The organism is Pseudomonas sp. S1_G07 (assembly GCF_054668565.1).
Map to the genome: position 1 here is coordinate 2,604,339 of NZ_CP162778.1, position 12,759 is coordinate 2,617,097.

The following is a 12,759-nucleotide window of genomic DNA, read 5'->3' on the forward strand; positions in this document are numbered from 1 at the left end:
GGACGTGCCAATAGAAAGCGCTGTAGGGTGTTTCTATGTTTGGCGTGGGACAAATACTGTTCGCAACACGACTTCAGCGGATATGTCGGGCGTAATACCTGGGGTCGAAGCGCGTGACGATCAACAGCATCAGCGCCACCACCGCTGTCAGCGCCCACCAGGCCCATTCGAAGCTGCCCAAGTGGTCGCGGAGCATTCCCGCGAGCAGCGGCGACACACCGGCAATCACGTAGCCGATGCCTTGCACAAACGCGGTCAGGCCGCCGGCGCGGCGTGGGTTCTCGAGGTGATCGAGGGCGAGGATAAGGCTCATCGGGAACAGCCCGCCAATGCCCAGGCCCAGCAGGCACGGCCATAGCAGGCTCAACGACTGGGGCATAAGGACCACGCCGCAGAAACCGAGGATGATCAGCACCAGCAACACCGCGACCACCCCGCGTTTATCCTCGCGGCGATTGGCGATGGCCGGTGTGACCAGGCCGGATACGACCTCCATGGCGGTCAGGAACCCCAGCAGCAGGCCGGCGTTCTGCTCGCTCCAGCCTTGTTCCACGTAGTACGGCGCCAGCCAGGCGAGGACACAGGTGTAGGAGGCCGTTCCGAGGCCAAAGAAGATCGCCAGCAACCAGGCGCGGCCGTTGCCGAAAAACCGCTCCCGCGCAGCGCCGCCGGCATCAGGTAACGGCGGCGAAACCGAACGCTGCGCAGACCAGGCCGCCAGTGCCAGCACCGCCAGCATCGCCCAGATGGCCAGGCCGATGCGCCAGCTGCCGGTATGCACTTGCACAAAAGGGGACAACGAAGCAGCAAGCGCCGCGCCGCCCATGATGGCGGTGACGTACAGGCCCATGAACAGAGAAACATCAGCGCTGAAGCGCGACTTGATCAGCGCCGGCATCAACGCCTGGATCATGGCGATACCCACCCCTGCCGCGATGGCGCTGGCGATCAGTTCCCATGCCGAGTCGAGGAACCACCGTGACAGCGTCGCCACGCCAATCACCAGCAGCGACAGCACAATGCAGCGGTGCTCGCCAAAACGCTTGCCCAGGCCCATGCCGAAAAACATCGCCAGGCCCATGGTCATGACCGGCAGCATGGTCAGCAATGCCGCGCCGCTGAAACTCAACGGTACATCGCCGCGAATCGACGATAGCAACGGCCCCACGGCCGCCATCGACGGGCGCAGGTTCAAGGCGACCAGCACCACGCTGATCATCAGCCAAACGGCGGTGGCAGGTTTTGCGTGAACGTTTTCCATGGGCGGGCCTTGAATAGACAGGCGCGCATCAGGCCACGCAGGGCGCAAGGGGGGCAAATGAGAAAGTCGCAGGGGCTATTTAAAAAATGCGTACGCCGCCCATCCCCCAAGCCCTAATGCCCGATCAGTTAAGCGAACGCAACGCTTAAAGCAACGAAGATCAAATGTGGGAGCGGGCTTGCTCGCGAAGACATCAGCCCAACAAACATTGATTTTGACTGACCCACCGCTTTCGCGAGCAAGCCCGCTCCCACAGGTCTGACCGCGTTGTCTCAGTAGCCGACGGTGAAGCGCTGGCGTGAGTGCTTCGGTGTTTCCACTTCATCGATCATGGCGATGGCATAGTCGGCAAAGCTGATTGAGCTGGTACCGTCACTGCTCATCAGCAAATCGTCCTGGCCCAGGCGAAATTTACCGGTGCGTTCGGTGCCATCGAACAACGCCGATGGCGACAGGAAGGTCCAATCCAGCTGCTGTTCCTGGCGCAACCTGTCCAGGAACATCGCGCCTGCGCCGGCCTCTGCTTTGTATTCCTCAGGGAAACCTGCGCTATCGATCACCCGCCCACCACCTGGCAGCAACAGTGAACCTGCGCCGCCCACCACCAGCAAGCGTTTAACCCCGGCGTTTTTCACCGGGCCGATCACGGCGTCGGCGGGCAGGGTGGCGAAGTGAGCGGCACTGATCACGACATCGCTGCCGCTGATCGCCTGTTGCAGGGCATCGGCATCCAGTGCGTCCACCGGTTTGACGGTGACGCCCGGGCGCGCCGCCAGCTTGTCGGTATTGCGTGCAATGGCCACCACGCTATGCCCACGCCGCAACGCCTCTTCCAGCAATTGGCTACCCGCGCGGCCGGTAGCTCCAATGATTGCGATCTTGCTCATGATCTTCTCCAGTACGGTTCAGGTGTGAACGGTTTCACCACTTCATTTCGCCCTTGGCAACTTTTGCGCTCAGGTCCAGCGAGCTCTCGTCAGCCAGGGTGGGGTAACGCTTTTTCATGGCCGCGATCAGGGCGGTGGAATCCTTGGCCTTGGCGGTCTCGGCGTCGAACGCCTTGATGTAGTCGGCGGTAAATGTCACCGAAGCCAGGGACGGTGTGCCCAGGTAGTGACCGGGAATCACGGTGCGCGGCTTCAGGTCTTCAATACGTTGCAGGGTCGCCAGCCAGTCTTTGTGAGACTGCGCCGACTGGGTGTCGGCCATCCACAAGTGGATGTTTTCAGCGACGACCACGCCCCCCACCACGGCCTTGATCGAAGGGATCCACACAACGCTGCGATCCGGCTGCGCGCCGTCCAGGCCGATCACTTCCAGGGTTTGCCCTTCAAGGGTCAGGCTGTGGCCTTGCAGCACCTGCGGCACGACGGTTCTGGCGGGTTTGTCTGCGCCCATTTTCGGGCCCCAGAACGCAAGTTTGCCGGCCACCGTGGCGTGGATATGGTCGACCACCGGTTGCGGCGCCACCACCTTGGCGTCGGGGAACGCGGCGGTCAGGGTATCGAGGCCGAAGTAGTAGTCCGGGTCACCGTGGCTGATGTAGATGGTGGTCAGGTGCTTGCCGCTGGCGCGGATCTTCTGCACCAGTTGTTCAGCCTGGCCCTTGCCGAATTGCGCGTCCACCAGGATCGCGTCCTTGGCGCCGCTGACCAGCACCGAGCTGACCGGGAAAATCGCTGCCTCACCAGGGTTGTAGACATCAAGGGTCAGGTCCGCCGCCACGGCATGGACGGTGAAGACCAGTGTGGCGGTTGCCAGGGTCAGGCGCTTGAGGGTTGAAAACATCGGGCAGCTCCAGCAATCGATTCATTAGGATGCACAGAGCTTAGTTGCACCAAACGAGACTAAAAATGCGATGCTGGAACATAGTTTGTTTCTGAAATCGGGCAAATCATGGATCGTCTTCAAGCAATGCGCGTGTTTGTCACCGTGGTGGACCTGGGCAGCCAGTCCGCCGCAGCCGACCATTTGGAGTTGTCGCGCCCAGTGGTCTCGCGCTACCTGGCCGAATTGGAAGACTGGGTTGGCGCGCGCCTGCTGCACCGCACCACGCGCAAGCTCAGCCTCACGGCCGCCGGCAGCGAAACCTTGCCGCGTTGCCGGCAATTGCTGGAGTTGTGCGGTGACATGCAAGCCGCCGTCCGCGAGCCCGATGACGCACCCCGTGGCCTGTTGCGCCTGAGTGTGAGTACGTCGTTCGGCCAGGCGCAGTTGGCCGACGCCATCGCCGAGTACGTCAAGCGCTACCCGCTGGTCACGGTCGACCTGCAAATGCTCGACCGCACTGTCAACCTGGTGGACGAGCGCATCGACCTGGCCATCCGCACCAGCAACGATCTTGACCCCAACCTGATCGCCCGGCGCCTTACCGTGTGCCGTTCGGTAGTGTGCGCCACGCCGGCCTATCTGCTGGAGCATCCGGCCCCCGGCAAAGTCGAAGACCTGGCCCGGCACAATTGCCTGACTCACTCGTACTTCGGCAAAAGCCTGTGGCATTTCGAGGAAAACGGCGAGCAGGTCTCGGTGCCGGTGCACGGCAATATCACCGCCAACGAGGCCAGCACGTTACTGCACCTGACGCTGGCCGGAGCCGGGGTGGCGATGCTGCCCAGTTACCAGGCCGGCGATCACATTCGCCGTGGTGAACTGGTGCGCCTGCTGCCCCAGGCCGAACCCCGGCAGATGAACATCTACGCCGTGTACGCCTCGCGCAAACACATGCCGTCGGCGCTGCGCAGCCTGCTGGATTTCCTGGTGCTGAGGTTTCCCGAAGCGCCGGCATGGGACGTGGGGTTGCAGGGCGACATCAGCCAGTTGAATGTCTCCCGATAATGGCAACTCGCCCTGGCTGGCCTATGCTGTAAACAGCACCGAGTAGATCCGTCCAGAGGTCTGTGCCATGAGCATTAAAACCAGAAAGTACCTGATGATTTTCAGCCTCTGCGCCTTGGCCAGCGCACTGTATGGGACTGCCGCCTACCGCGTGGAGCAGACCCGAATGCAGCCGACCTTTGCGATCAGCTGCCATCAGGATCAATGCGTGCCCCACTCCGGCAGTTTCAGCGCACTCAGGTAGGCTGTTCAGCCTTGAGTTGTTCTCGAAACGCCTTGGGTGAGAACCCGACCCGTCGGCGGAACAGCCGCGAGAAGTTGGTCGGGTCGGAAAAACCCAACACCTCCGACATTTCATTGATCGTCATGCTGGTATAGGTCAGCAGGCGCTTGGCCTCGAGCAATTGGCGGTCATGCATGATCTGCAACGCCGGCTGGCCGCCCAGTTCCCGACACGTGCCATTGAGGTGCGAGACCGAGATACCCAGCTTGTGGGCCAGCTCTTCGATCTTCGGATGCTCGCGGTAGTGCTGCTCGACCAGTTGCGTAAAGCGCCGGAAATACTCGCGCCCTCGCGGCATGCGCGGGTGCCGGCGCTGGATGGCCTGGCGGCTGATCCACACCAGCAGCACGCTGACCAGGGCATGCATCATCATGTCCCGGGCCGGTTGTTCATCGGCGTATTCGACCTGCAGGCGTGCGAACAGGCTGTTGAGATAGTCACTGTCCTTGCCCGCCGGATAACTGCCCAGAGCCTGCAGGCCGTCTACCGTTGCGCCCAACTGCGCCTGCAGATGGCTGACCAGCGGCGCCGCCAGGGTGACGACGTAACCTTCGACATCCTGCGCAAAGCGAAACCCATGCACACACAGCGGCGGCAGCACCTGCAGGGTGGCTTCGCTGAGTGTGGTGCGTCTGCCTTCGATTTCCAACTGGGCCTCCCCCTTGTGGACGTACAGCAACTGGCACAGATCCGCGTGCCGGTGGGGCTGGATTTCCCACTGGTATTCCCGGCTGCGCCGAGAAATGGTTTCGCAGTGCAACAAATCGGGCGTCGGCCATTGTTGGCTTTCCCCGTAAAGCTTGAAGACCGGAATCGCGGTTTTGGTCATGGTTTTAATCCGATACTCAGAATAGTCGTTCGGTAATCGCCCCAATTGGCAGAAAGTGCAGGCTTTGTCGCAGTTTTCACCTTCTTATGCTGCTCACTCAAGTGAAAAATGTCAGCAACAAAACCAATGACAACTCTTTCACCCAATACGTTCGGGTGGAACCTGCGGGCGATAACAATAATGAAAACCCTGAAAACCCAAGTCGCCATTATCGGCGCCGGTCCCTCCGGACTGTTACTCGGCCAACTGCTGCACAATGCCGGTATCCAGACCCTGATCCTGGAGCGCCAGAGCGCCGACTACGTGCAAGGTCGCATCCGCGCCGGCGTGTTGGAACAGGGCATGGTCGACCTGCTGCGCCAGGCCGGCGTGCACCAGCGCATGGATGCCGAAGGCCTGGTGCATGACGGCTTCGAACTGGCGCTCAATGGCCAGCTCACCCACATTGACCTCAAAACGCTCACCGGCGGCCAGTCGGTGATGATCTACGGCCAGACCGAGGTCACCCGCGACCTGATGGCCGCACGTGCCGCCGCCGGCGCCGTCACCCTTTACGAAGCGCGTGATGTGCAGCCCCATGACCTGAAAAGTGATCGGCCGTGGCTGACCTTCGAGCATCAGGGCCAAGCGTTTCGCCTGGAATGCGACTACATCGCCGGGTGCGATGGCTTCCACGGCGTGGCCCGCCAGTCGATCCCGGCTGAATCCCAGGAGGTGTTCGAACGGGTCTATCCCTTCGGCTGGCTGGGCATTCTCGCCGACACGCCGCCAGTGCACGACGAGCTGGTGTATGCCAAGCACCCGCGTGGCTTTGCCCTGTGCAGCATGCGTTCGTCGACTCGCAGCCGTTATTACCTGCAGGTACCGGCTGAAGAACCCCTGCACGAATGGTCGGACGAGCGTTTCTGGGCCGAACTCAAGACCCGCCTGCCCAGCGAATTGGCCGAACAGTTGGTCACCGGCCCGTCGATCGAAAAAAGCATCGCGCCGTTGCGCAGCTTTGTGGTGGAGCCGATGCAGTACGGCCGCCTGTTCCTGCTCGGGGACGCCGCGCATATCGTGCCGCCTACCGGGGCCAAGGGCTTGAACCTGGCGGCCAGCGATGTGAGCACCCTGTTTCGGATTTTGCTCAAGGTCTATGGCGAGGGGCGGGTGGACTTGCTGGAGCGCTATTCAGCGATCTGCCTGCGACGGGTGTGGAAGGCCGAGCGGTTTTCCTGGTGGATGACCTCGATGCTGCATCAGTTCCCCGAGGCCGACGGCTTCAGCCAGCGCATCGCCCAGAGCGAGTTGGAGTACTTCGTGAACTCCGAAGCCGGCCGTAGAACCATCGCGGAAAATTACGTCGGACTTCCTTACGAAGCTATTGAGTAGCCTGCTATCGTACTGAGCCATTCCCGCGGTCCACCTTTTACCGCGGGCCTTGCTCGAAGGTTCTGCCGTGACTCACCTCAACCCGCCCGCTGCGCCGATGCCCGCTGTGCGCAGCATCCTCGTCTCTCTGATGATGGCCATTTTCCTGGGCGCCCTGGACCAGACCATCGTCGCCGTGTCCATGCCGGCGATTTCCGCGCGGTTCCACGACGTCAACCTGCTGGCCTGGGTGATCTCCGGCTACATGGTAGCGATGACGGTCGTGGTGCCGATCTACGGCAAGCTCGGCGACCTGTTCGGGCGGCGGCCAATGATGCTGATCGGCATGGGGGTGTTCACCCTGGCGTCGCTGTTCTGCGGCATGGCGTACAGCATGGAGCAACTGGTGCTGGCGCGCGTGCTGCAGGGTATCGGGGCCGGCGGGATGATCTCGGTCAGCCAGGCGATCATCGGCGATATCATCCCGCCCCGTGAACGTGGGCGCTATCAGGGCTATTTCAGCAGCATGTACGCGGTGGCCAGCGTGGCCGGGCCGGTGCTGGGCGGCTACATGACCGAATACCTGTCGTGGCGCTGGGTGTTCCTGATCAACCTTCCGTTGGGTGCCGGCGCCTGGTACGTGGCCCATCGCACGTTGGTGGGGCTGCCGACGCCCCAGCGCAAGCCGATCATCGATTACCTCGGCACGGTGCTGATGATCATCGGCCTGACCGCCTTGCTCCTGGGCATCACCGAAATCGGCCAGGGCCATCATTGGCGTGACCGCCAAGTGCTGGGCTTGCTGGCCTGTGCCCTGGTGGCGTTGACGGTGTTTGTGTGGCACGAACGCCGTGCGCGGGAACCCTTGCTGCCGATGCACCTGTTCGCCAATCGCAGCGCGGTGCTGTGCTGGTGCACGATTTTTTTCACCAGCTTCCAGGCGATTTCCTTGACGGTGCTGATGCCTCTGCGCTTTCAGACAGTGACCGGAGGCGGTGCAGACAGCGCCGCCTTGCACTTGCTGCCCCTGGCGATGGGACTGCCGATTGGCGCGTATACCGCCGGGCGCATGACCTCGGTGACCGGGCGTTATAAACCGCTGATCCTCGGCGGTGCGCTGTTGAGCCCTTTGGCGATCCTGGGCATGGCTTTCAGTGCGCCCCAGGACGTGCTGCTCACGGCCATCTTCATGCTGCTGTGCGGGATTGCCGCCGGCATGCAATTCCCCACCTCCCTGGTGGGTTCGCAAAACTCGGTGGAGCAACGCGACATCGGCGTGGCGACCAGCACCACCAACCTGTTCCGTTCCCTGGGCGGCGCGGTGGGGGTGGCGTGCATGTCGGCACTGTTGCTGGCGTTGTTGCAGGATTCCAGTTTCGCCCACTTGGCCAGCGGTGCGGGGGTGGCCGAGGGAGGTTCCGGCAACGTGCTGCTCGATGGCCTGAACGCCGCGCCAGGCGCCGCGCAGGAAGCCTTGCGCGCGGAGTTGGCGGTGACGTTCCGGCACTTGTTGATGATCAGCGCGGCGGTATCGCTGCTCGGGTTGGCGGCGGCGATAGCGATGCCCAATCGAGTGCTGCGTGGCCGCGAAGACAAGGTTGGATGACGGTAAAACTGTGGGAGGCCCACTCCCTCTTCGAGGCAGCGCTGTCGCGCAGCAAACGCGACCTCTGTGGCGAGCGGGCTTGGCGAATCGTCGCACCGCCCGCGTTGGGGGGCGAAGCGCCCCTGATGAAGACAAATGCGGTGTGTCAGGCACTCCTCAGCGCCTGGTTCTGGGGCTGCTGCGCAGCCCAACGCGGGCGGTGCGACGATTCGACGAGCCCGCTCGCCACAAAAGGGTGGTCGACTGAAATGGCTATGCAAGGCTCAAGAGTTCAGGGTGGATTTTTAACCCTTTAAAATCAGCAAGTTATTTTAAGTTTGATAAGAGGTGGCTTGCCTCCCGCATTTGATCGCATACCAAAGCCCGATCACGGGCTGTAGTAACCCACCGCCACCATGAAATGCCCGACCTTGCGCACGTAGGCATGTTTGTTCTCGACCTTGTCGGTCACCGGGTTTTTCCAGCGGTATTTGTATTCCCCCTGGTCCTGCTCCGCCATCATCTGGAGGATCGGTTCGCCCACCGGCTTGCCGTCCGGGTCCTTGATCTTGCGGAAGTCGGTGTTGATCAGCCGCAGGTTGGTGCCGTGAGCCACGTAGCGCCGGGTGTTCAAATCCACCACGAACACGTAGAGATCATCCTGCAGGAAGCCGCCGCGCAATGAATTGATGGCCTTGAGCGTGCCGGCTTCGTCCTTGAGCAATGCTTTCACCGCCTTGTTGCGCAGGGCGCGGGCCTGTTCCGGCGTGGCCCGTGGCAGGTAATAACCTACCGCGAGGATACGTTCGCCGATGCGCTGGTAGAACACATGTTTGTGTTCCACCTTTCCGTCGTTCCAGTTCTGCCAGCGGTAATCGGCCTGCTGGATGCCCTGGCCCTCGGGGGTGTTGAGCGCGTCCTTGAAGGACTGGCGCAGATCCGGCCCCAAGACCTCGTTTACGTCCCTGCCGATCAGCGCGAAAGAGGGGCCGCCACTGGCCAGCAGCACGCCTTGGGTATCGACCACGAACACATAACGGTCGTGGTCGACAAACTCACCCTGGCGGCTGAACGCGGCGAAGGCCTTGTCGCCATTGCTCTGGTAATAAGCCAGGGCTTTTTCCAGCAAAGCCTTGGCTGCCTGGGCGTCCTCATCCTGAGGCGCATCGGCGAGCACCTGGCTGCAACACAACAGCAGCAGCCAGGTGATGCGCAGCAATCCCTTCATGGCATGTTTCTCGTTCTTGTGGGTGTGAGCACAGCGTAGACGGCTATGGCTCAGGGCGCTGCCAGCCATTGATTGACGATGCCATCGTAAACGCCGGTGGCCACGCTCAGGTGCAACCATTGGTCGACATAACTCTTCCAGGCCACATCGTCGCGGGGGAGCAGGAAGGCTTTTTCGCTGTATTGCATCTGCCGTTCAGGGTTGACGGCGCACAGCCCAGGTTTGAGCTTCTGCTGGTAACGCGCTTCGCTGGCGTCGGTGATCATGACGTCGGCTTTGCCGGCCAGCAACTCGTCGAAAATCGTCACGTTGTCATGCAGGCGGATCTGCGCCTGGCCCAGGTGCGCGCGGGCGAATACTTCGTTGGTGCCGCCCGCCGGTTCGATCACCCGCACCTCGGGTTTGTTGATCTGCTCGACGGTCTGGTAGCGCTGTATATCGGCGCAGCGCACCAGCGGGATTTTGCCATCGACGCCAAGGGACTGACTGAAGAAGGCTTTTTTCTGGCGCTCCAGCGACACCGAGATTCCGCCCACGGCAATATCGCAGCGCTGGGCGAGGAAGTCCGGCATCAGGGTTTTCCAGGTGGTGGGTACCCAAGTGATTGTGGCGTTGAGGCTCTTGGCCAGGGACTCGGCCATGGCAATGTCGATGCCTTCGTAGCTGCCGTCGGCGCGCAGGGAGGTGTAGGGCTTGTAGTCGCCGGTAGTGCAAACGGCGAGCGTGCCGCGTTGCAGCACTTCGTCAAGGCGCGACGGGGAGGTGTCGGCCAGGGCGCTGGTGGCCAGGCTCGCCAGTACACACAGGGTTAAGGGCGCTTTCATGCGGTCGAGTCCTTGGGGGAGGGTGGGGAGGCATTATTTCCAGTGCGGGGCAGGGTGGCAAGGCGCGGCGAAAGTTTAGCCATGGCGTAACTGAACTCCGTAAACCCTGACTTGAACCGCCTATCCTGGCGTGTGACGCTGCGTCGATCTACATCACTGCGATTGGCCAATGGATGGTTCCTCGGACATTCACCCCGTGACATTGCCTGGCGCTTGTGCGCCGAGTCGTGCGGCGGATGTCGAGACGCTTCCGTCCGAGCTTGCCTTCTGGGCGCTCTTCCACTGCCGACACGCTCGCCCTCCCGACACCTTTCTCCTGCATTGATCTGCCTATGGATGACGCGCACCTGTGCGCATCTGCCCGGCGGCGCCCGCGCGCCTGCCTGACACAATCGTAAGAGACTCCCCCATGAGTGTTTTTGCCAGCCTGCACGAAGCCCAGTCCTTCCTTGAACAAAACCCGGACATCGAGATGTTCGAGCTGTTTATCCTCGACAACAACGGCGTGCCGCGCGGCAAGTGGTTGCACCGCGATGAACTGTTGGCGGTGTATGAAAGCGGCCGGCCGTTGCCCAGCACCATTCTTGGCCTGACCATCAATGGCGACGATGTGGAAAACTCCGGGCTGGTGTGGGAAGTGGGCGATATCGACTGCCGCGCCTACCCGATCAGCGGCAGTTTGCAGCGTATGCCATGGCGCCTGATCCCGACGGCGGCGGTGCAAGTCAGCATGCACCCCAGCGAAGGGTTGCCCGCCACCGTGGCCGACCCCCGGCACGTGCTCGCCAACGTGATCGATGGACTCAAGGCCGACGGTTACTACCCGGTGATGGCCGCGGAGCTGGAGTTTTACCTGCTGGATCAGCAGCCCGACAGCAATGGCCGGCCGCAACCGGCGCGGGATGTGGATGGCGGTCGCCCACGCTCGACCCAAGTCTACGGCCTGCGCGAGCTGGAGCAGATCGAGCCGTTCCTCGCCGACCTCTACAGCGCGTGCAAACTGCAAGGTATCCCGGCGCGCACGGCGATCTCGGAATACGCCCCAGGTCAGGTGGAAATCACCTTGGAACATCGCACCGATGCCCTGCAAGCCATGGATGAAGCGGTGCGCTACAAACGCCTGGTCAAGGGCGTGGCGCACAAACACGGCATGACCGCGTGCTTCATGGCCAAGCCGTTCGACGACCTGGCGGGCACCGGTATGCACATGCATGTGAGCCTGGCGGACGCCCAAGGCCACAACCTGTTCGCCAGCGAGGCCAGCGATGGCACGCCGCTGCTGCGCCACGCGGTGGGCGGCATGCTCAGCACCCTGCTCGACTCGCTGCTGATGTTCTGCCCCAACGCCAACTCGTATCGGCGTTTCCAAACCAACAGCTATGCGCCCCTGGCCGCCACCTGGGGCGTGGACAACCGCACCGTCAGCCTGCGCGTGCCCGGCGGTCCGGCCCATTCCCGGCATATCGAACACCGTATCTGTGGTGCCGACGCCAACCCCTACCTTGCCGCTGCCGCAATCCTCGCCGGCATCCACCGTGGCATCCGCGAACAACGCGACCCCGGCGCGCCCGTGGAAGGCAACGGCTACACCCAGGCCAAGGCGTTATTGCCCACCGACTGGCTGACCACCCTGCGCGCGCTGGAAGGTTCCCACTGGGCCCGGGAAGCGTTCGGCAGTGAGTTCCTGGGGGTGTACCTGGCGGTAAAGCGCGCTGAATATCGCCAGTTCATGGGCGAGGTGGGGGAGCAGGATTGGCGCTGGTATTTGCATCAGGCATGAGCGGATTAACGGTGGCGAGGGCTTCGACCTTTTTTCACGTTGCGCTGGTTAAGCTGCCGATCAAAGTCGTTCTCTACCGTTCCAGCCACATGAGCCCGCGATGTCGCCACAACCTCCATCCTCCATCGAGATCGAATACGCCGAACGCTGTGACCGTGAGCACGCCAGGGTCTGCGGCGACACGCGCCCGCCTGGCATGCGCCAGCGCCTGGCCTTGTGGCGCGATGCGCGGCTGGTGCGCCAGGCATTGAAGGTTGCCGGTGAGCCGGGGTTGATCCTGGACCTGGCCTGCGGGTCGGGGCGGTTCTGGCCTGTGTTGGCCGAACACATCAATCGCGTGATCCTGGCCTCGGACAACTCCCAGGCCATGCTCGACCATGCCCGCACCCACCACTCGGCGGCGCTGCTCAAACGGGTCAAAACCTTCCAGGGCTCGGCGTTTTCCATCGGCTTGTCGGCGAATGCGGTGGACTGCATTTTCTGTCTGGAATTGTTTCGCCATGTGCCCGATTCTGAAGGGCGCCTGGCCTTGTTGCGTGAGTTTCATCGGGTCAGCCGAGACACGGTGATTGTCGCCGTCAACTCGCGTATCGCCGTAGAGGACGAGTTCCGCGACGCGGGCTTCAGGGTCCTGAACCATCAGGAGTTCATTCCGGGCGCCACCCTGTGGCGGGTCTATGTACTGCGCAAGAAAGGATAACTCCAGCCTGTAGGGCTATTCTTTCTCTCCTGTAGGAGTTTTCATGATTGGCTGTGCACTGCGAATGCTCGCAAGGCCCTT

General features: G+C 62.2%; 12 protein-coding genes. 6 read left to right on the forward strand and 6 right to left on the reverse strand.

Features of this window, described 5'->3' with window-relative positions:
• Positions 1-73 precede the first annotated feature (73 nt).
• The 3 genes from AB4O05_RS11965 to AB4O05_RS11975 form a co-directional block, all read right to left on the reverse strand.
• Positions 74-1,261, reverse strand: a complete 1,188-nt coding sequence (locus AB4O05_RS11965) for a cyanate transporter (protein WP_460137386.1) — start codon at positions 1,259-1,261, stop codon at positions 74-76.
• 272 nt (positions 1,262-1,533) lie between these two features.
• Entirely contained in the window at positions 1,534-2,148 is a 615-nt protein-coding gene (locus AB4O05_RS11970) for an NAD(P)-dependent oxidoreductase (RefSeq protein WP_460137385.1), read from the reverse strand.
• Between the two features lie 34 nt (positions 2,149-2,182).
• Positions 2,183-3,049, reverse strand: coding sequence for an MBL fold metallo-hydrolase (locus AB4O05_RS11975; protein ID WP_460137384.1), 867 nt, complete (start codon positions 3,047-3,049; stop codon positions 2,183-2,185).
• A gap of 108 nt (positions 3,050-3,157) precedes the next feature.
• Here AB4O05_RS11975 and AB4O05_RS11980 point away from each other — a divergent pair, with 108 nt between their 5' ends.
• Together AB4O05_RS11980 and AB4O05_RS11985 are read left to right on the forward strand one after the other, a co-directional pair.
• Positions 3,158-4,096 carry a LysR family transcriptional regulator gene (locus tag AB4O05_RS11980; RefSeq protein WP_460137383.1) on the forward strand — a complete coding sequence of 313 codons (939 nt, stop codon included), beginning with the start codon at positions 3,158-3,160 and terminating at the stop codon, positions 4,094-4,096.
• 67 nt (positions 4,097-4,163) lie between these two features.
• On the forward strand, positions 4,164-4,340 hold the full coding sequence (locus tag AB4O05_RS11985) for a hypothetical protein (RefSeq protein ID WP_460137382.1): 177 nt from the start codon (positions 4,164-4,166) through the stop codon (positions 4,338-4,340).
• Here AB4O05_RS11985 and AB4O05_RS11990 read toward each other — a convergent pair.
• Positions 4,333-5,208, reverse strand: a complete 876-nt coding sequence (locus tag AB4O05_RS11990; protein WP_460137381.1) for a helix-turn-helix domain-containing protein — start codon at positions 5,206-5,208, stop codon at positions 4,333-4,335. The two genes, AB4O05_RS11985 and AB4O05_RS11990, sit on opposite strands and share 8 nt — an antisense overlap.
• A 189-nt stretch (positions 5,209-5,397) precedes the next feature.
• On the opposite strand from AB4O05_RS11990, the gene pobA reads away from it, so the two are divergent.
• Positions 5,398-6,582: a 4-hydroxybenzoate 3-monooxygenase gene (gene pobA, locus AB4O05_RS11995; protein ID WP_460137608.1), complete on the forward strand. Its 1,185-nt coding sequence runs from the start codon at positions 5,398-5,400 to the stop codon at positions 6,580-6,582.
• A 67-nt stretch (positions 6,583-6,649) separates the two neighbouring features.
• A complete protein-coding gene (locus AB4O05_RS12000) occupies positions 6,650-8,167 on the forward strand; it encodes an MDR family MFS transporter (RefSeq protein WP_460137379.1) in 1,518 nt (505 codons plus the stop codon).
• 367 nt (positions 8,168-8,534) lie between these two features.
• Here the strand turns inward: AB4O05_RS12000 and AB4O05_RS12005 are convergent, their stop codons facing one another.
• Both AB4O05_RS12005 and AB4O05_RS12010 read right to left on the reverse strand, forming a co-directional pair.
• Positions 8,535-9,374 carry a cache domain-containing protein gene (locus tag AB4O05_RS12005; RefSeq protein WP_460164879.1) on the reverse strand — a complete coding sequence of 280 codons (840 nt, stop codon included), beginning with the start codon at positions 9,372-9,374 and terminating at the stop codon, positions 8,535-8,537.
• A 50-nt stretch (positions 9,375-9,424) separates the two neighbouring features.
• Positions 9,425-10,198 carry a transporter substrate-binding domain-containing protein gene (locus AB4O05_RS12010; RefSeq protein ID WP_460137378.1) on the reverse strand — a complete coding sequence of 258 codons (774 nt, stop codon included), beginning with the start codon at positions 10,196-10,198 and terminating at the stop codon, positions 9,425-9,427.
• Positions 10,199-10,607: 409 nt separating this feature from the next.
• Here AB4O05_RS12010 and AB4O05_RS12015 point away from each other — a divergent pair, with 409 nt between their 5' ends.
• Both AB4O05_RS12015 and AB4O05_RS12020 read left to right on the forward strand, forming a co-directional pair.
• Positions 10,608-11,978 (forward strand): glutamine synthetase family protein, encoded by a 1,371-nt coding sequence (locus tag AB4O05_RS12015; protein WP_460137377.1) that lies wholly within the window; start codon positions 10,608-10,610, stop codon positions 11,976-11,978.
• 100 nt (positions 11,979-12,078) lie between these two features.
• Positions 12,079-12,678 carry a class I SAM-dependent methyltransferase gene (locus AB4O05_RS12020; protein ID WP_460137375.1) on the forward strand — a complete coding sequence of 200 codons (600 nt, stop codon included), beginning with the start codon at positions 12,079-12,081 and terminating at the stop codon, positions 12,676-12,678.
• Positions 12,679-12,759 lie beyond the last annotated feature (81 nt).